The organism is Hydrocoleum sp. CS-953 (assembly GCF_002260545.1).
GTDB lineage: Bacteria > Cyanobacteriota > Cyanobacteriia > Cyanobacteriales > Microcoleaceae > Trichodesmium.
Genome location: NZ_LGSU01001491.1, coordinates 1 through 20807, shown reverse-complemented (window position 1 = coordinate 20807; position 20807 = coordinate 1). Strand labels below are relative to the sequence as shown.

8 protein-coding genes and 6 pseudogenes are annotated in these 20807 nt (G+C 41.6%); 13 read left to right on the top strand and 1 reads right to left on the bottom strand.

Translation table 11 applies throughout. The annotated features are described in order from the left end of the window. The coding region (locus AFK68_RS33355) for a DUF3352 domain-containing protein (RefSeq protein WP_143438577.1) at positions 1–281 on the top strand (281 nt) is incomplete at its 5' end. A gap of 4 nt (positions 282–285) precedes the next feature. Beyond that, on the top strand, positions 286–1566 hold a 1281-nt coding region (locus tag AFK68_RS33350; RefSeq protein ID WP_210407754.1), incomplete at its 5' end, for a DUF3352 domain-containing protein. A gap of 613 nt (positions 1567–2179) precedes the next feature. On the opposite strand, the gene AFK68_RS33345 is transcribed toward AFK68_RS33350, so the two are convergent. Continuing rightward, on the bottom strand, positions 2180–3181 hold the full coding sequence (locus tag AFK68_RS33345; RefSeq protein WP_094678612.1) for an AraC family transcriptional regulator: 1002 nt from the start codon (positions 3179–3181) through the stop codon (positions 2180–2182). A gap of 501 nt (positions 3182–3682) precedes the next feature. On the opposite strand from AFK68_RS33345, the pseudogene AFK68_RS47465 reads away from it, so the two are divergent. From AFK68_RS47465 to AFK68_RS47430, 11 genes and pseudogenes are all read left to right on the top strand, one after another. Then, a pseudogene (locus AFK68_RS47465) lies at positions 3683–4001 on the top strand (sulfatase-like hydrolase/transferase); the annotation flags it as partial. 86 nt (positions 4002–4087) lie between these two features. Next, a pseudogene (locus tag AFK68_RS47460) lies at positions 4088–5146 on the top strand (arylsulfatase); the annotation flags it as partial. A 908-nt stretch (positions 5147–6054) separates the two neighbouring features. Next, a pseudogene (locus tag AFK68_RS47455) lies at positions 6055–7101 on the top strand (sulfatase-like hydrolase/transferase); the annotation flags it as partial. Between the two features lie 18 nt (positions 7102–7119). Continuing rightward, positions 7120–8859 (top strand): sulfatase-like hydrolase/transferase, encoded by a 1740-nt coding sequence (locus AFK68_RS47450; protein WP_371357669.1) that lies wholly within the window; start codon positions 7120–7122, stop codon positions 8857–8859. Between the two features lie 432 nt (positions 8860–9291). Beyond that, positions 9292–10035, top strand: a complete 744-nt coding sequence (locus AFK68_RS33325; protein WP_094678608.1) for a class I SAM-dependent methyltransferase — start codon at positions 9292–9294, stop codon at positions 10033–10035. A gap of 368 nt (positions 10036–10403) precedes the next feature. Continuing rightward, positions 10404–10634: a hypothetical protein gene (locus AFK68_RS33320; RefSeq protein WP_143438576.1), complete on the top strand. Its 231-nt coding sequence runs from the start codon at positions 10404–10406 to the stop codon at positions 10632–10634. 372 nt (positions 10635–11006) lie between these two features. Then, a pseudogene (locus tag AFK68_RS33315) lies at positions 11007–11683 on the top strand (SUMF1/EgtB/PvdO family nonheme iron enzyme); the annotation flags it as partial. Positions 11684–11710: 27 nt separating this feature from the next. Beyond that, on the top strand, positions 11711–12226 hold the full coding sequence (locus AFK68_RS47445; RefSeq protein WP_371357668.1) for a formylglycine-generating enzyme family protein: 516 nt from the start codon (positions 11711–11713) through the stop codon (positions 12224–12226). Positions 12227–13402: 1176 nt separating this feature from the next. Next, positions 13403–14561: pseudogene (locus AFK68_RS47440) on the top strand (DUF748 domain-containing protein); the annotation flags it as partial. Positions 14562–19419: 4858 nt separating this feature from the next. After that, positions 19420–19797: pseudogene (locus AFK68_RS47435) on the top strand (translocation/assembly module TamB domain-containing protein); the annotation flags it as partial. Positions 19798–19841: 44 nt separating this feature from the next. Next, on the top strand, positions 19842–20786 hold the full coding sequence (locus AFK68_RS47430; RefSeq protein ID WP_168186761.1) for a translocation/assembly module TamB domain-containing protein: 945 nt from the start codon (positions 19842–19844) through the stop codon (positions 20784–20786). Positions 20787–20807: the final 21 nt, after the last annotated feature.

Genomic DNA, 20807 nt, shown 5'->3' with positions numbered 1-20807 from the left:
CCGATCCTGTAAATATTTTGATGGTAGTGGGAATTAAAAATAAATTAGAAGCTTTGAGATTTGTGAGTAAGTTGAAAGGGGAAGATGAGAGCAAGGTAATAAAGAGAGAATATCAGGGGGTGACTATTCGAGAAGTTACTGACGATACTGGGAAAACTTTTAATTTAGCAATTTTGGGAGATTATTTAGCGATCGCTCCTATAGCAGCAGCAGTGGAAGATGCTATTGATACCTTTCAGGGTCAAAGAGTTTCTATGAGTAAAAATGATACTGAAACTTAACAGNGCTGAAGAGGGGCAAAATACCGATCCTGTAAATATTTTGATGGTAGTGGGAATTAAAAATAAATTAGAAGCTTTGAGATTTGTGAGTAAGTTGAAAGGGGAAGATGAGAGCAAGGTAATAAAGAGAGAATATCAGGGGGTGACTATTCGAGAAGTTACTGACGATACTGGGAAAACTTTTAATTTAGCAATTTTGGGAGATTATTTAGCGATCGCTCCTATAGCAGCAGCAGTGGAAGATGCTATTGATACCTTTCAGGGTAAAAGTGTTTCTATGAGTAAAAATGCTACTGAAACTTTACAGCAGAATGTGGGGGTTGAGAATGCTATTGCTACTATTTTTATTCCTAACTATAGTCAGTTTGTCACAGAATTTGCAGATGATTTGCCGGAGGATCAAAAGTTATCTGCTGCTAGTTTAGAGCAGTTTGAGCAAATAGATTCGATGGTGATGGGAATAGGAGTTGATGATGCGGGTGTACGGTTGCGAGCAGTTACTAAGTTGGTTTCTCCATTGTCTCCAGAGTTAACTCAATCTGTATCGGGTGAAATTTTGCAACGGTTTCCAGCGGAGACAATAATGTTTATCAGTGGCATGGGTATTAGTCAAAGTTGGTCGCAACTTGTGACTCAAGCAGAGGAAAATGAAGATTTGCAGAATGGTTTGGATATGGTGAGGAAGACTTTTGAGGAAGTAGATTTAGATGTGGATAAAGAAGTGTTTAGTTGGATGGATGGAGAATTTGCTCTTGGTTTGATTACATCAAATCAAGGAATATTAGCCACAACTGGAGTCGGTGGAGCGATGGTTTTCGAGACGAGCGATCGCTCTGCTGCTGAGGTAACGTTGAAAAAGTTAAATCAGATGGCGATTAAAAATGGGGGTGTGGCGGTTAAGGAGAAACAGATGGGAGTGCAGTCATTGACGGAATGGCAGATGGTTGGTATTGGTACATTTTTTGGATATGGGTGGTTGGATGATAATACTTTGTTGGTGGGGCTGGGAAAACCTTTAATAGACGTAATGATAAATATTCCTGATGATGGTTTGATTGATAGTGAAGGTTTTGAAGAAATTCTGGGGTCTTTGCCAAAGTCGAATCAGGGGTATTTGTATTTGGATATGGAGCGGGCGATGGTTTGGGTGAATCGTTATCCGTTTGTAAATGCGGTGATGCCATCGGAGGTAAAGGCTATTTTGGATTCCATTCGTGGTATTGGAGTGACAGCAAGTTGGTCGGATGGGTTGACGAATGAGATGGAGATTTTGTTGGCATTGTAGCATTTAGATGAAAAGATTTGATATCAAATCAAGATGATTAGATTGTAAGTCATTGCGACTGAAAAGAATTGGAAGGAAGCAATTTCATAAGTACGCGAGATTGCTTTCTATCCTGGAATAAGCACTTTTCAACTTTTCAGCAGGATTTTATATGATATAGAATCCGGATAATTACTATAGCCTGCGTCATTGCGACTGTAACGGAGTGGAAGGACGCAATCTCCCAAATCAATGAGATTGCTTCCTATCCTCGCAATGACAACTGTTCAACCGGATTCTATATTACAACCTATTTAGGATTGCTATGTCTAGTGAACAATATTAGCGATCGCCTCCTATGTCTTCTTTACCGAAAAATCAAGGTATAAAGCCTCTCCCCATAGGAGAAACAAAAAAAAATTTCCTTTTATTCAATCCTATCCGTTTTAGGGAGAGGTAATTATCAATTATCCATTATCAATTATCAATTATTTAACAACGTCTCTGAAGGCAACTCCCCAAACATGGCTTTGTAATCTTTAGTAAAATGACATGGACTGTAAAACCCNTTTTCCTTTTATTCAATCCTATCCGTTTTAGGGAGAGGTAATTATCAATTATCCATTATCAATTATCAATTATTTAACAACGTCTCTGAAGGCAACTCCCCAAACATGGCTTTGTAATCTTTAGTAAAATGACATGGACTGTAAAACCCAAATTCACTGGCGAGGATGGCGATGGTACAATTTTCTGGTTCCCTTGCTTTCAGGTGTTGTCGCACTGCATTGAGTCGTCGCACCTTGAGATAACGCATGGGACTCAGACCAAATAAGTCTTTAAAACCAAAAGATAACGCACAACTGCTAGACCCTAAATTTTCAGCTAATTGTTTTAAAGTCAGAGGTGTTTCCAAGTGTGCTAACATTTTTTGCTCTGCTTGAGCAATCAACTTTGCTCTTCGGGAAGGTTTGGGGAAAGACTTAGAATTTAACTTAATGGGAATCTGACTAATCAACAAAGGAACTAAATCATCAGCAACCAGTTTCTCAATATGAGGGTTTTGAAACAAAGTCGGTTTGTGTACTGCTAACCAAATCAGTTGTTTCAGGTAATCTTTAATTTCTTTGATCCCAGTTGGGAGCAAATTCACATGATTTTTTCTCCGGAAATTATCGTCTATATCGTGGCGTTGTAGTTTGTCTGCATAAGCATCAAAAGTTTTAAGAGGTATTAAAATTTGTGTCAACGCTCCACCTTGAGGATATACTCCGTCTGCTTCAGTGTTATTGAAACCAAAAACAGTTCTTTGAGGCTTGATAGGATGACGCAAGGAGTAATATTCTTTTTCATTCTCAGACCAAAGTACCGAAAAAGAGATGCATCCCTTTGCAGGCTGACCCCAAGTTTGAAGCCCTTGGTTCACCTGATTATATAGGAAATATATGTCACCAACCTGAATTGACAAAACCTCAGCTTGAAGAGAACCGGGACTGAGTTGTATTATTTCTATCTCTCGATAGGCAAAAAACTCTTTGAAAACATCCACATCTGTAAATGATTTCGAGAGAATCTTCTGATTGCTTATCCCAGGAGCATCTTGAGCTTGGGCAATTTTACTATTGTTTATCTTCATCTATCAACTTAACTTTTACACCACTCCATCAAAAAAAATAATCAAACAAGCTATAAGCAAAACTAATGTGAACTTAAACTTAGTTATTTAATTTGTATAGCTGAGAAAGTTATAATTTTTGATTATCCACAGAGATAGATTACCACTAAAGTAACTTTGAGGTCTTTGGATTACTCTGTTGTGCTACGGAGTGGGTATGGCCCTGAGAGGATGTCAATACCCCCAATGCCATCCTTAGCACTAGCAGAAGAAATCTGCATATTCGGAAATTCAGTACACCGATCGACCCTGAGAGGAAGAAGTTGCTAAAAATTATCAAAAATTTGGGCTAACTCAAATTATCAATTGCTTCCGACTGACAGATACTGGTGTATCGCACTCACGAGTTTGCATTCTCAATAGAGTTTTGAGTTTCGCCTGGAGGTATAGTCAGGCGATCGCTCTATCAACTTCAAAGATGTTCTGCTTTTTTTCAATTCAAACAACAATTAGATTTTATCTATGGGATTTAAAATCACTGTGAACTGGATTTTACGACGTTTTATTTTGGCAGTCATGGCTCTGGCCATGATGACCTTGCCTCCTTTTGTCCCCAATGCTCTGGCCGAGACCCCAGTCACCAAGCCTAATATCATTGTGATTTTGGCAGATGACCTGGGTAATGCCGATCTAGGTTATCGTGGCAGCCAGATCCGGACACCTAATATTGACCAGCTTGCTAACACAGGTGTGCGCTTGGAATCATACTATGGTTTGCCCGTATGCACTCCAGCAAGAGCAGCACTGTTGACAGGGCGTTACCCCATGCGCTACGGCTTGCNGTCATGGCTCTGGCCATGATGACCTTGCCTCCTTTTGTCCCCCAATGCTCTGGCCGAGACCCCAGTCACCAAGCCTAATATCATTGTGATTTTGGCAGATGACCTGGGTAATGCCGATCTAGGTTATCGTGGCAGCCAGATCCGGACACCTAATATTGACCAGCTTGCTAACACAGGTGTGCGCTTGGAATCATACTATGGTTTGCCCGTATGCACTCCAGCAAGAGCAGCACTGTTGACAGGGCGTTACCCCATGCGCTACGGCTTGCAGACTCTTGTTATCTTCGACGGACATAAGTACGGATTGCCCACGGATGAGGTTACTCTGCCCCAAGCTCTCAAAAAAGCTGATTACGAAACGGCAATGGTCGGCAAATGGCACCTCGGCCATGCTTCTACGGATTATTGGCCTCAGAATCGCGGCTTTGACTACTTCTATGGCAACGTCCTGGGTGAGGTAGATTATTTTACCAAGGAGCGTGAAGGTGAAATCGACTGGCAGCGCAACGGTGAAAAATTAAACACTGAAGAAGCCCCTGAAAATGGCTACTACACAGAGTTGGTTGGGGACGAAGCGGTAAAGCTAATCCATCAACACGACCAGTCGAAACCGTTTTTTCTCTATTTCTCTCCCTTGGCAGTCCACACTGCATTACAGGCTCCCCAAGAAGAGATCGATGCTTATAAGGATGTGTTTCCGGGTGATGAGAAGAAGGATGAGGAGAAGCGCACTTACGCAGCTATGATTACCAGTCTGGACACCCAGATCGGTCGTATGCTTCAGGCTCTCGAAGAGGAAGGTATGCGCGAGAATACGCTGATATTCTTCTCTACCGACAATGGTGGCAGCGGAGTAAGACCAGACGTATTTTACGCACCGGGGGCCCATATTCCAGACCATCCGCCAGGTTCTAACGAGCCTTTCCGAAGTGGCAAGACGACCCTTTATGAGGGGGGAGTGCGTTTACCTGCCATCGTCAACTGGCCAGGCAAACTCCAGCCAGCAGTAGTGGACGAACCTCTACATCATGTAGATATCATGCCTACCCTGCTAGCTCTTGCCGGGGCTGAGGGCAGTGCCGATCATCCTTTTGACGGGAAAGACGCATGGGCGACCCTTGCTGAAGGGGCTATCTCACCCCATNCTCTTGCCGGGGCTGAGGGCAGTGCCGATCATCCTTTTGACGGGAAAGACGCATGGGCGACCCTTGCTGAAGGGGCTATCTCACCCCATGAGGAGATTTTGATCAACGTCGAGAGCTTTCGCGGGGCTATCCGCAGAGGCAATTGGAAGCTGATCAAGTACGCAACTTTTCCTGGTAAGACCGAGCTATTCGATCTATCTCAGGACAAGGAAGAACAGGTTAACGTTGCCTGGCTGCATCCAGATATCGTGGAATATCTCGAAGCGCGGCTTGTTGCCTACGCAGAGGAGCAGAAATTCAGCGAGTTTCTCAAAGCCCAGCCTGAGTTCTTAGATGCTCAGGGGACACCCGTCTTCGATCCCGATTTTGATGTAGATGATGGTGGTCCGCTAGACCAAATACCTGTATTGCCATGGCCGCACAAACCCACCCCCTTGCCTGCCCAACCTGTTGAAAATGTGGCTCAAGAAGATTTTTGGGAGACAATCATTCAGCAAGTTGAGAAACGTTATTCAACTAAGTAGATGAAGTAAATCTACCTTGGCATCTGACAATGGGTTGGGAAATTTCCCAACCTATTGATTGAGTGTAAGTCCAGCGAGTGGGCGATTGCCTCTGACACCAGCGGAGCTGAACGCTCCCTAACTAGAGGCGATCGCCTAACCCAAAACAAGCAAATTAGTCATTCAAGCGATCAAGCCAAACATTTGTATCAATCAAGCTCAGTTCCATTAAAGTAATCTTCAAGTCTTTGGATTACTCTGTTGTCCTACGGAGTGGGTATGAGATATCCTAATTCAATTTTCGATTAACAAATTTCAATAAGTCCAATTCAGTCCAGGTGATAGGGTTCCAATCTAGCGATCGGGACTCTACATAACATCCCAAGGCCAGATTGTGTTTTGGAATGTGGCCTGAGATGCGTGTTAACCCTTTTTATGAGGTTTTATCAATGTTTTTTAACGGTTTTTTGAACCGGATTTTGAAAGGAGTAGTGGCGATCGCGATCGCCACCTCCCTCCTATTGGGAAGTATTACTCCCCCTGTATTGGCACAAACTGTCGATGGCTCGGCGCTGCCATTCCCGCCAGTGCCATCAGCCAGCGTCGCCGGACCGACTTTGCAAGAGTCCACCATGATCCGGCGCGAGGAACCGAACTATCTACCCGAAGATGCGCCCAACATCCTCATTATCATGCTGGATGATGTGGGCTTCGGGCAGGCTGACACCTTTGGTGGCGAGATCCACACGCCGACCCTAAGCCGTCTGTGGGATGATGGGATTGCCTATAACACCTTTCACACTACTGCCATCTGCTCGCCCACCCGCGCTGCTCTCTTAACGGGGCGCAATCACCACCGGGCTCAATCAGGGACGATTACAGAACGGGCACTGGACTGGGATGGTTACCTGGGGGTTATTCCCAATACCACTGCCACGGTCGCGGAAGTTTTGAGCGAATATGGCTACAAAACCTCTGCTTTTGGCAAATGGCACAATACGCCAGCCAACGAGACCACAGCAATGGGCCCCTTCGATCGCTGGCCGACCGGGTATGGCTTCGACTATTTCTACGGCTTCCTGGCGGGTGAAACCTCTCAGTACGAGCCGCGCCTCTATGAGAACCTCAACCCCATAGAGCCGCCCCACGACGATACTTACCACCTCAGCGAAGACATGGCGGATAAGGCGATCGCCTGGATGCGCCACCACCGTTCCTATTCTCCCGACAAACCCTTCTTGATGTACTGGGCACCAGGGGCAGCCCACGGTCCTCACCACGTCTTTAAGGAATGGGCAGATAAATATCAGGGCAAATTCGATGACGGCTGGGACGAGTACCAAAAGCGGGTTTTTAACAACCAGAAAGCTATGGGCTGGATTCCAGCAGATGCCGAGCTAACTCCTCGGCCTGATGACATGCAAGCATGGGATGATATTCCCGAGTCGGAANATAAGGCGATCGCCTGGATGCGCCACCCCCGTTCCTATTCTCCCGACAAACCCTTCTTGATGTACTGGGCACCAGGGGCAGCCCACGGTCCTCACCACGTCTTTAAGGAATGGGCAGATAAATATCAGGGCAAATTCGATGACGGCTGGGACGAGTACCAAAAGCGGGTTTTTAACAACCAGAAAGCTATGGGCTGGATTCCAGCAGATGCCGAGCTAACTCCTCGGCCTGATGACATGCAAGCATGGGATGATATTCCCGAGTCGGAACTTGACTTCCAACGGCGGTTGATGGAGGTCTATGCAGGGTTTCTCGAACATGTGGATACCCAGGCGGGTAAGGTGATCTCGGAACTCGAAAATCTGGGCATTCGCGACAATACCCTCGTCTTTTATATTTTTGGTGACAACGGAGCCAGTGCCTCAGGTCTGGAGGGCAGTATCAGCGAAATGCTTGCCCAGAACCAAATTCCCAATACTATCGAGCAGCAACTTGAGGCTCTCGACGAACTAGGCGGACTTGATGCCTTGGGAACCCGAAAAACTGAAAACGCTTACCACGCCGCTTGGGCCTGGGCAGGGGATGCCCCCTTCCGTTATACCAAGCTAGTTGCTTCCCACTTCGGTGGTACCCGCAACCCGATGGTGATCTCCTGGCCCGATGGCATCACCGACAAGAAAACCATCCGGTCTCAGTTCCACCATGTCAACGATATCGCTCCAACTATCTACGATATCCTGGGCATTACGCCGCCTGAAGAGGTTTACGGCTTCCAGCAAGATCCCATCGATGGGATCAGCATGAAGTACACCTTCAACGATGCCAACGCAGAGGGTCAAAAGAACGTTCAATATTTCGAGAACAGCGGCAGCCGAGGCATCTATAAGGATGGCTGGTATGCCTGCACCTTCGGTCCTCAGATCCCCTGGAAAACACCTGAACGAGGCCAGTTAGAGAATTGGGATGCCACTAAGGACGTTTGGGAACTGTATCACATTACCGACGACTTCACTCAAATGCACGATCTGGCAGCTCAGGAGCCGGAGCGTTTGGAGACGATGAAACAAATGTTCTTGGCAGAAGCAGAAGATAACTCGGCATTCCCCATTGGGGGCGGCCTGTGGACCCGCATTCATCCCGAAGACCGGATATCGACGCCCTATACTAGCTGGACATTTGATGAAAGCACAACTCGTATGCCTGAATTCACTGCACCGGGTCTAGGTCGCGAGAGCAACGTGGTTACCATCGATGTCGATCTGGATGAAAATGCTTCCGGCGTTCTCTATGCCTTGGGAGGTTCCGGTGGCGGTGTGAGTCTGTTTATGGATAACGGACTGCTTAAGTATGAGTACAATATGCTGCTCCTCGATCGTTATAAGGCTGCATCACCCGAACCGATCGCTGCTGGTCATCACATCATTGAAGTAGAAACAACCATCGAGAGTCCCGATTCCCCAGGTGGAGTGGTTATAAAAGTGGATGGTTCAGAAGTCGCTGACCCAATCACTATCGAGCAAGTCGTCCCCGGAGCCTTCACTGCTAGTGAAACCTTCGATGTCGGCATCGATATGGGCGCACCAGTTTCGTTAGACTATGCCGATCGCGCTCCTTTTGAGTTCGACGGAACTATCAACAAGGTTGAAGTCGAATTGGGCTTGCCAATGGAGCCCTACCAAGCTTCGGAAGATATGAGTAATGAAGACTTCTGGGACATAATCATTCAGCAGGTTGAGAAACATTACTCAACCAAATAGCGATCGCTATTCACAGGACTTACCCATGAGGTAGGAAAAACCCAGGCCATCACACCGCCGAATCCAAAGCCTAAGTAGATCATGAATTTAGTCTCGATCGGGCAGTTTGAGCGACCCAAGTGGNACAAGGTTGAAGTCGAATTGGGCTTGCCAATGGAGCCCTACCAAGCTTCGGAAGATATGAGTAATGAAGACTTCTGGGACATAATCATTCAGCAGGTTGAGAAACATTACTCAACCAAATAGCGATCGCTATTCACAGGACTTACCCATGAGGTAGGAAAAACCCAGGTCATCCAACAGCCGAATCGAATGCCTAAGTAGCTAATGAATTTAGTCTCGATGGGGCTGATTGAGTGACCCAATTGGGTGAGCATTGCTCACCCTAATTACTCGGAAGAATAAACCTTACAAACTAGGACTAACAAAAATATGTCAACTATGAATCAAGCGTCTTCAAATACTATTAGAAAGCAGAATGAATACATAGAACTTGCTCAATTCTATGATTTATTGATGGAAGCAGGTTATTACGATTATGAAGCCTTTGTTAACTCACTGGCACTTATCTTAGAAACCCGAACAAAAATCCTGGATGTGGGTGTCGGAACTGGTTTACTTACTGAACAAATGCTGAAAGTTCAGGATTACGATATCACAGGAGTAGACTTTTCTGAAGAAATGCTTGTCAAGGCTCGGCGTAGGTTGTCAGATTACAATGTCAAGTTATTAAATTTAGACATTAGAGACTATCCAGAAAATGAGTCTTTTCAATCTATCATTTCTAGTGGTGGTGCTATCTGTATTTCATACCAAGATGATAAACAGTATCGACTATATAGCTACTGCGATGATAAGTCAGATCATCTTAGCCTACTGCGTAAACTCTACAATCTCTTAGAAGACAATGGATTACTAATTATTTCAATTCAGGGAGAACACAAGAATTATTCAAAAGCAATATCTTCTGATATTACTTACTCTCAAGAAATCAACCATTCAGGTGACTACATGACAAAGTGGTATACATTTTCCAATGAGGAAAAAATACTGGCACGTCAATTTGTCAAGTTAGTCGTTTTCGATGAAATAGAAATGATAAATTCATTTACTGAAGTTGGGTTTAAGTCTCTAGGGGTTGATACATCCAATAAGTTTTACGTTTTCCAAAGGTAAATGTTGTCTCTCGTCTCTCCAGGACGGAGAGATAGTTATCAATATGGGTTTACTTTCACAAAAAGACAGTAGGCAATTCTCGCCCTAACGATGGTTTGTTTATTAGTCAAATTATCAATCGCTCCCGACTGACAGATACTGTTGTTTCCCACTCGCGAGTTGGCATTCTCAATTAAAAAAAATCTTTTCCCTTTCAACCTTTCTTTTCCCTCTGCTTTCTGCCCTCTGCCTTCTGCCTTCCTTTTCAGCTAAGACTGTAGGGTCCCGATCGCTAGCTCGGAACTCTACAGGCCATCCCAAGGCTATCCAGATTATGTTTTGGGATGCAGCCTGAGATGCGTGTTAACCCCTTTTATGAGGTTTTATCTATGTTTTTTCACGGTCTTTTGCACCGGATTTTGAAAGGAATGGATTTGGGTTCTCCTGTTTCGTTGGATTATGCCGATGACACGCCTTTCGAGTTCACTGGCACCTTGAATAAACTGACGGTTGAGTTGCTGGATGAATTGGCTCCCGAGGAACCTGAAATCAAAGTAGGGAATGAAGAATTTTGGGACTCAATCATTCAGCAGGTTGAGAAACGTTATTCAAGCAAATAGTAGGTGTAGGTTGGGTTTCCCGTTGGTCAACCCAACATTAGTTTCCCTCGCTGAACCAATTAGATTTTAACGGTTGGTGATGGGGTGTTGGGTTTCGTTCCTCAACCCAACCTACGAGAGCTTTATCATGTTCGCTTGAATTAATTAGGCTCGTAGTTGTGCTTTAGCCCAGATACATAAAAACCTCTCTCCAAACCTCTCTCCTACGAGGAGAGAGGCTTATTAACCCCCATTCCCTTGTAGGGAAGGGGGGCAGGGGGGTTAGGTTTTTAGGATTCATCGGTTCCATCCAGCACTTCTCAAACAGCTTCTTAGCAGGCTAGAGCACAACTACAAACAAAACGGCATGATGTAAATAATTCTGCAAATCAAATGATGAATAATTCTCAAAATTATATTCAAAAACTTCTAATTGTTCTCAGTGTTTTTATTCTAACTGTTACTATTTTTAGTCCGAGTGCGTTTGCCGCACCCTCTTCAACTTGTCCCGAAAATATGGTTCTCATTTCGGGAGGAGATTTCAAAATGGGGTCGGAGCAACCAGAATTTATCGAAGAACTACCTGTTGAAGATGTTAGTGTCAGTTCATTTTGCATTGACTCCCACGAAATTACCAACGCCGAATTTACCAAATTTGTTGAAGATACAGGTTACGTTACCATAGCCGAACGTCCCCTATCAAAAGAACAATTTCCTGATTTACCTGATGAACAGCGATCGCCTGGTTCCCTTGTTTTTGAACCTCCCGCAGAAGGCATTCAACAAGTGGCTTATCTGAGTTGGTGGCATTGGGTTGTGGGTGCAAACTGGCAACATCCCTACGGCCCCGATAGCAATATTAAAGGGAAAGAAAACCATCCCGTCGTTCATATTGCCTACGAAGATGCTTTAGCTTACGCCAAATGGGCAGGAAAACAACTTCCCACTGAAGCTCAATGGGAATACGCTGCCAGAGGTGGTTTAAAAGAGTCTACTTACACCTGGGGTCAAGAATATTCTGCCAAAAAAGCCAACACTTGGCAAGGAATTTTTCCCTTTCTCAATACCAANGGAAAGAAAACCATCCCGTCGTTCATATTGCCTACGAAGATGCTTTAGCTTACGCCAAATGGGCAGGAAAACAACTTCCCACTGAAGCTCAATGGGAATACGCTGCCAGAGGTGGTTTAAAAGAGTCTACTTACACCTGGGGTCAAGAATATTCTGCCAAAAAAGCCAACACTTGGCAAGGAATTTTTCCCTTTCTCAATACCAAAGCAGATGGTTATTTGGGAACTGCTCCTGTTGGTTCGTTCAAGGCAAATGGTTACGGTTTGTATGACATGACAGGTAACGTTTGGGAATGGACAGCCGACTGGTATCGGGTTGAACGAAAAGACATGGCTCATAGCGTTAACCCAGAAGGTCCTAGCCAAGCCGAAAGTTTTGACCCCAAAAAACCTGCCGAGGGTGCGGTACACGTCATTAAGGGTGGTTCTCACCTCTGTGCGCCCAACTATTGCAGTCGATACCGTCCGGCTGCACGGGAGTCTCAGTCACCCGATACGGGAAGCACTCACATTGGTTTTCGCCTTATCAAAAATTTGGGCTAAATCAACTAAAAATACTCTCTATGTTTTCTTTCCCAACGTCTCTGAAGGCAACTCCCCAAACAATGAGTGGGAAANGGCTGCACGGGAGTCTCAGTCACCCGATACGGGAAGCACTCACATTGGTTTTCGCCTTATCAAAAATTTGGGCTAAATCAACTAAAAATACTCTCTATGTTTTCTTTCCCAACGTCTCTGAAGGCAACTCCCCAAACAATGAGTGGGAAAGAAAAATATATTTTTTAACAAAGAAAATGAACAAATTATTACAGCAAATTGTTAATGCTAATCGGAGTTTTTCAGAAACAAAATTGGATGATTATACTGAAGAGTTATGGAAATGGATAGAAGAGAGATTTCAAACTTATGCTTCCTGGCAGTCTCCCAAAATTTGGATGCAAGATGCGTCGGGAGTTGATTTTGGTACTACTAATGTTAATCTGGCTGTGAAGTTTTTTGTTGATAATGTTAAATTGGAACAATGTCAGCGTGGCAACCGTATCCGCAGTGAAGTTCATGGAGAAATTGTCCGGCGACTAAGACAAGCTTATTTCTACAGATAAATTTTTGTTTTTGGAGATATATTCAATAGTAGATAGCAGATAAGCAAATTCAAAAGTATAGCATTTATAGCAATCACTATGGGAGTTAGGGCATTCTCAAAATGTTAAATTTAGTCACAGCAAAAATTTAACTTTTGACTTTTTACTTCTGACTTGAGCTATACCAGCTATAGTTGAAAGAAATTTAAAACTTTTAACTTTTAGCTTTTAACTTTTGAGTTAATTATGAAAAGCACCCCAGAAAATCCCAATGACCAAACCAACCTTTCCACCCCCAGAAAATGGAGACGAATAATAATTATCAGTGGTCTGGGATTAGTTACTGTCTCAGTAGCAGGGGGAATAGCAGTAAGTTGGTGGGTCAAAGAAGGATTAGCTCCAATGGTCAGTGACAGTCTAACCAAACTAATGCAAAGACCAGTCAAAGTAGGAGAACTGAGAAAGTTTGGCCTGGGATACATAGAATTTGGTCCTTCGTCCCTACCTCCAACCTCAACTGATTCAATTAGTGCCTCTACAGAAGTAGTCAAAGTTACATTTCCTCTTGGACCAATTTTATTCAAAACCGTAAAATTGGATATTACATTCGGAGAATCTCAAGCAATNAACCAAACTAATGCAAAGACCAGTCAAAGTAGGAGAACTGAGAAAGTTTGGCCTGGGATACATAGAATTTGGTCCTTCGTCCCTACCTCCAACCTCAACTGATTCAATTAGTGCCTCTACAGAAGTAGTCAAAGTTACATTTCCTCTTGGACCAATTTTATTCAAAACCGTAAAATTGGATATTACATTCGGAGAATCTCAAGCAATTGTACAGCAAGAAGCTAATGGTTCATTTGCCATACCACAATTGGCACAGTTACCTCCTCCACCATTAGATATTGACATTGAAAAGCTAAGTTTCCCCAAACTAAATGTTACTATTGAGCCCTCGGAAAAGGGAAAATCTGCTACCCCAATTTTGTTAGATTTAGGTAAAAGCGAAGTTCTTGCTGAAGATGAAGAAGAACGTTGGTTAATAAATCTTAATGGCAAGGTTTTAAATGGTGGTAATTTTAAAGTTAATGCTCATGCTAATCTTAAAACTTCCGTTATTGATGCTGATGTTGTAGCAAAAAAACTGCAATTGCCAATATTTGCTCCTTTGGCATTAGCTATAGATAATATTCCCGATATATATGTAGAAAGTGGGGAGTTAGATGCGAACCTCCGCGCTCAGGTTAAAATATCTGAAAATATTGCAGATATTTTGCAGGATGCTAGAGGAAAGGTTAGCTTACAGGAGTTTAAGGCTAATACCGATCTCCTGAGCAACCAAGTTAACCTAAATACGGTTGCTAATATTGCTTGGCCGAGAGTTAATGTGGAAAACTTGGATGCGAACTATGGGAACATTGGGTTAAAAGTTCGAGGTGCAGCGGAAACAGCAAGAAACTTAGACTTAGAAAATATTAAATTTGATTTGCAAGCGGAAGTTTTGCCTGTTACTTTCGACACTCTGTTTAATACTGCGACAAGAGAAATTAATTTACTCTCGAATAACACTACATCAGCAGAAACGAGAAAGCAACTTCAACAAATTCGTAGTCAAATTCAAGAATTCAGACCTTTGGTAGAAGGAGAAGTAAAAACTGATGTTAACCTTTCTGGAAGTTTACTCAAACCAGTGGTGTCGGGAAAAATAGAGAGTACGGAAATTACAAGAGTTGACAGGTTAAGATTTAAAGATATCGCTACGAAGTTTTCTATTAGTCCTGAGTTAAATCAAGATTNAGCAACTTCAACAAATTCGTAGTCAAATTCAAGAATTCAGACCTTTGGTAGAAGGAGAAGTAAAAACTGATGTTAACCTTTCTGGAAGTTTACTCAAACCAGTGGTGTCGGGAAAAATAGAGAGTACGGAAATTACAAGAGTTGACAGGTTAAGATTTAAAGATATCGCTACGAAGTTTTCTATTAGTCCTGAGTTAAATCAAGATTTTCAACTTGTTGATGTGACTGCTGGTTTCTCCGACTTACAAATTAATCCAGTAGTGGGAGGTAAAATTAGTGGTAAAGGTGGCGTTGTTATTGAAGAAGGAGTCAGGAGTCAGGAGTCGGAGGAAGTTAAAAGTCAAAAGTCAAAAGTCAAAAGTAAGAAATTAGAAGTTGGAAGTCAGGGTGTGGGAACATTGTATGCAACGTCCCTACTCGGAATTCAGAAATCAGAATTTAGAAGTCAGAATTCAGAAGAAACTCGTAGGGGTTTGGTCTCCAAACCCTCTTCCCAACTCTCCTCCCAACCCCCCAAACCCCAAAAGACATTTAACCCAATAGTTGACTTAGACTTGCGGGTGCAAAATTTACCAGTGGAGGCGATCGCTCAACAATATGGTTTTACTTCACCTCTTCCCATAGGTGACTTTTCCACAGATGTTAAAATTGCTGGTGCGTTGGAAACTCTTAAAGGGCAAATTCAATGGCAGTTACCAAAAGCAGTTTATCCTTTGAGTGGTGCAGTTGATATTATTAATAGTCAGGCAAATATTAAAAATACTATTGTCAGAATTGGTGGCGGAACGGTTAATATTAATGGCAATGCTAACTTGGAAAATTGGCAAATTAACGCTACTGCTAATCAAATTAATTTAGATAATTTAGAACCTTTACAACCTTTGGGTTTACCATCAGGATTAGAAGGTCTTGTTAATGGTAAAGCAAATTTTTCTGGTCTGACAAGTAAATTTTCAATTAATAGTATTAATGGAAATGCGAGCGGGCTAGCTAATCTTGCTGGTGGTCAAATTAATCTGAATGGTGAAGTAAATAATGGTAATTGGCAAGGAAAGGGAACAGCTACTCAACTCAGTTTAAGTTCTTTAGAAAGAATTGCCAGAAATTCAGATATTCTGATAAGTCCTAATCCAATATTATCTGGTCAAACTGATGGAAGAATTAATGGTGAAGGAACTGTATCTGGGAATCTAAATAATTTAAGTTTGGCAGGAGTAACAGGTAATTTTGACGGGAATGTTAATTTGGCAAATGGCATAATTAATGCTAGTGGCAAAGTTAATAATGGTGGTTTCCAAGCATTAGTAAATACTCAAGAATTACCAATTAATCCTTTACTAGATTTAGGCTTATCTGCGGTAAATTCAGGAATCATCACTGACCAGCAACAATTAAATATAATTAAGACAAATATTCCACGAGTAAAATCTCTCAACGGTCTGTTAAATGGCAAGGTCAATTTATCAGGAAATTTAACGAACCTTGACCCAGAATTTTTAAAAGAAAATCTCACAGGAGATTTAACCGGAAATCTGAAAATTGAAGCAGGAACAATTAACGCCACAGGTAACTTAAATAGAGGAAATTTCCAAACCACAGTTAACACAAATCAAATAGCTCTAACTGCCGTAGAAAAATTATTTGCACAAACAGGAATAGTTTCTCTCAGAAGCAATATTTTACCAAGAAATACTGATGGAAAAGTTCAAGGTGGAGCGACGGTATCTGGAAATATTAATAATTTAACTCCTGAAGGAATTACTATTAATGGAGATGGCAAAGTTATTATTGCTGGAGGAACAATTAACGCTGAAGGAAGATTAAATAAAGGAAATTTTCAAGCCTCAGTTAATAGCAGTAAATTAGCAGTAAATCCTCTTTTAGATTTAGGTGAGTCAATTTTAACATCAGGTTTAATACCAGTAGAACCTAATCAAATCCAAACTATACAAACTCAAATTCCGACTGTTAAATCTTTAAATAGTCAAGTAAATTTCAATGCTAATTTGTCTGGAAGTTTAACAAATTTAACTCCAGAAGCAATAACCGCGAATACTAAAAGTAAGATATTTATTGATGGTAATGAAATTGATATTGATGGAAGACTGAATCGAGGAAACTTTTTTGCTGATGTAGAAACAGACAAAATTGGTTTACGTCGTCTAGAACAAACAATCAGAAAAACTGGTTTAGTTGCCATTCCCCCTAGCGCAACTTTACCACCAGGAATAGAAGGAGAACTTTTTGGTAATCTCAGCATATTTGCCAACTTAAATAATTTGAATCCTAAAGCTATTGCTGCTGATGGAAGTGGAAAATTAATAATTGGAAATAACACAATTAATGCTACTGGTAAATTAGATAAAGGAAATTTTGAAGGAGTAGCGATCGCTGACCCTATCCCTCTAAGTTTTGTCAAAAAAATAGCTAAAGAAATAGGAGTAGTTTCCCCAGAAATTTTAAGTTCTTTAGACACAATAAATGGGAATATTCTTGGTAATGGAAAAGTAGCTGGAAATTTAGAGAATTTAAACCCAGAAGCTATAGCTGCTGAAGCAGAAGGAAAACTAATTTTTGCTGAAGGTGGAGCAGTAAATATTAATGGGGAATTAGTTGGTCAAAAATGGCAAGCTGTTGTAGTAGGAGACGAAATTCCTCTGGAGCAATTTTCCGCAGCAATAGAAAAACAAGAAGAGGCAAAACCAGCGGTTGCTGCGATTAGACAGGCTCAACAATTATTAGGTCAAGCCGAAAATTTACCTGTAATTGGAGGATTATTTAATAGCAAGATTGACTTATCAGGAAGTCTAGCAAATTTAACTCCAGAAGCAATTCAAGCCCAAGCAAAATTAACACTTTCAGAATTACCAATTATTCAAAAATCTTTCAATGGTTTATTTAGTTGGAATCAGAAACAAATAGAAATAGAAAAAGTTACTATTCCGCCAGAAGTTAGTGCTGATGGAGTAGTAGGTGTAGATTTTCCAGCACAAAAAACTCCCGCTATTTCTGGAATTAATATTAATGTCAACTTGTCAGATTTTAATTTAGCATCTCTGCCAATAGACAAGTTAACAGAAAATTTATCCCGTAGGGGCTTGGTCTCCAAGCCCTCCGAGGAATTATTAACAGGTAGAGTCAACTTTGATGGTAAAATTATCGGTGAATCTATTGCGGATTTAAACTTAGTTGGTGATGTAGCTTTAAGAAATTTAGCAGTAAATGCAGTAGATTTCGATTCAGAATTATCAGGTACTTTGAATGCTGGAATTACTCAGGGAGTAAATGTTAAAATTGCTGGTAATAATGACCGCCTAGAATTAGTGTTAGATGAGACCTATTTTCCCACTGCTTTCTTAGTTAAACGTGACCAAGCAAAACTAGCAGGAGTTACCGAAGGAGAAAACTTTTTAGTAACATTAGAAAAATTTCCTATTGGTTTATTAGGTATAGCACCAGCAGAGCAGTTTGGTATCGGTGCAGTTTCTGGAGAAACATCTGCCAAAATAGCTCTATCTAATTTGAGAACATTCGATATTAACAAAATCGCAGCAAACGGAAATTTAGAAGTAACAAAACCGAGCATCGGTTATATAGATGCTGAAAGTTTCACAGCAGATATAAACTATGCAGAAGGGAAAGCAAATCTTAATGACGGCACATTGTTATTAGGTGAAAGTCGATATGTCTTGCAAGCAATGGTTGATATTAATTCACCCACCAACCCCAAATTTGCAGCGACTCTCAATATAGAAAAAGGAGAAGCGCAAGATATTTTGACTGCGCTCCAATGGTTTGACTTAGAAGATATTGGGCGAGGTATAGCAACTCCAAATTATGCTAGTGCAGCAGATGTACAAACATCAGCAGCAGGTTTTCCAGAAAATACGTCTGTAATTATGCAGTTGCGTCGGTTTGCCGAAATTCAAGCGTTGCTCAAACAACAACAAGAAAGTGAACAACCAAACACTCCCATACCAATACCACCTCTTGCGGATCTAAATGTCACTTTTTCGGGAGAAGTAATGGCAGAAGGATCTTTGCAGTCTGGTATTGATGGGAAATTTGATATCAAAGGTACTGGTTGGAATTGGGGAATTTACAAAATAGATGATTTTCTCGTACAGGGTAAGTACGAAAATGATATTTTGACAGTCAAACCCCTAGAAGTAAAAGCAGGAGAAGCATCCTTAGCTTTTAATGGAGACTTGAGCCTAGAAAATCAAACTGGGAAATTACAACTCAAAAATGTAGACTTAGCAGAAATACAAAAGTTTGCTCAGAGCTATGTACCGCCAAATATCAATATTACAGGAAAGTTAAATTTAGAAACAGAATTAGGCGGAAATTATCAAGACCCCAGAGCTATAGGTGACATCAATATAATAGATGGAACTTTAAACGAAAAACCTATTGAAAACGCCAAAACAGATTTTAGTTACAGAGCTGGACGACTGCGTTTTGGTGGCGGTCTTTCTATAATTGGAGACCCCATTTTANCCGCCAAATATCAATATTACAGGAAAGTTAAATTTAGAAACAGAATTAGGCGGAAATTATCAAGACCCCAGAGCTATAGGTGACATCAATATAATAGATGGAACTTTAAACGAAAAACCTATTGAAAACGCCAAAACAGATTTTAGTTACAGAGCTGGACGACTGCGTTTTGGTGGCGGTCTTTCTATAATTGGAGACCCCATTTTATATAGAGGTGACGTACCCATTGAATTACCCTTCGCTACAGTTTCCGCAGGCAGCGATATAATTAATGTTAGCGTAAATGTCAAAGATGATGCCTTTCAAATAGTAAATATTTTGACTGACCAGGTAACTGTAGACTCAGGTAAAGGAGATGTGTTGTTGAAGCTAAAAGGAACATTACAACAACCACAAGCAGAAGGATATGCCAAATTTGTAGATGTTAGTATCACTGCAGCAGCATTTCCTGAAGCTTTAACAGACTTAGGAGGGACAGTTTTATTTAATGGCGATCGCATTAAAGTCGAACAAATTCAAGGAAATATTAGTGATGGTGTAGTTGAAGTTGTTGGTGCTTTACCACTATTGGAACCTTTTAGTAGCGAAGACCCAGATATCAATAACCCTCTGACAATTACCCTAAACAAACTTAACGTAAACTTTCAAAAAGCTATTCAAGCTGGTATTGATGGCAAAGTAGTAATTACAGGTGCAGGTTTGCAACCAGACGTTGGTGGTAACGTAGAAGTATCCNTATTAGTGATGGTGTAGTTGAAGTTGTTGGTGCTTTACCACTATTGGAACCTTTTAGTAGCGAAGACCCAGATATCAATAACCCTCTGACAATTACCCTAAACAAACTTAACGTAAACTTTCAAAAAGCTATTCAAGCTGGTATTGATGGCAAAGTAGTAATTACAGGTGCAGGTTTGCAACCAGACGTTGGTGGTAACGTAGAAGTATCCCAAGGTAAGGTATTTTTAAATGAAGCAGCAGGTTTAGCTAGTGAGTTTGCTGCTACTGGAGAAAATCAAACAGATGGAGCAAGCTTTGGCTTGGGAGAATTTGAGATCGGTCTGAATAATTTCCAAGTAACTTTAACAGATAGCCTACAAATGATTAGTCCAGGGCTAGCGAATTTTCAAGCTATAGGTGATTTAAAAATAAATGGCACCCTTAGCGATATTCGTCCTAGCGGTACAATTAACTTAGAAGCAGGTACAATTAATTTATTTAGTACAGATTTACGTTTAGACCGCAGCTATAACAATACAGCTAAATTTATCCCGAATAATGGACTTGACCCCGTGCTAGATATACAATTATTAGCATCAGCCTTTGAAACCAGTGGTTCATCAGCACCAAGATCGAGTTCAGCATTTTCGGCGGAAACAATAGATGCTCCATCACCAGGCACATTGAATAGTAGCCGAAAAGTTGAGATTATGGCAACAGCAAAAGGACCCCTGTCAAAATTAGAAAATAACCTAGAGTTAACCAGTTCTCCAGAACGCTCGGAAACACAAATAGTTAGTTTGTTAGGAGGTAATATTGTTGATACCCTCAGTGCAGACAGAAATTTAGCATTAGCAAATGTGGCAAGTACCGCTCTATTTAGTAACATCCAACAGGATATTATTGAAGCGACGGGATTAAGTGAATTTAGAATATTTCCTGCGACTATTCCTAAAAGTGGCTCCCAACGTGCTTCTAGTTTGGGTTGGTCTAGAAGTTGGTATTGACGTAACTAATAAACTGGGAGT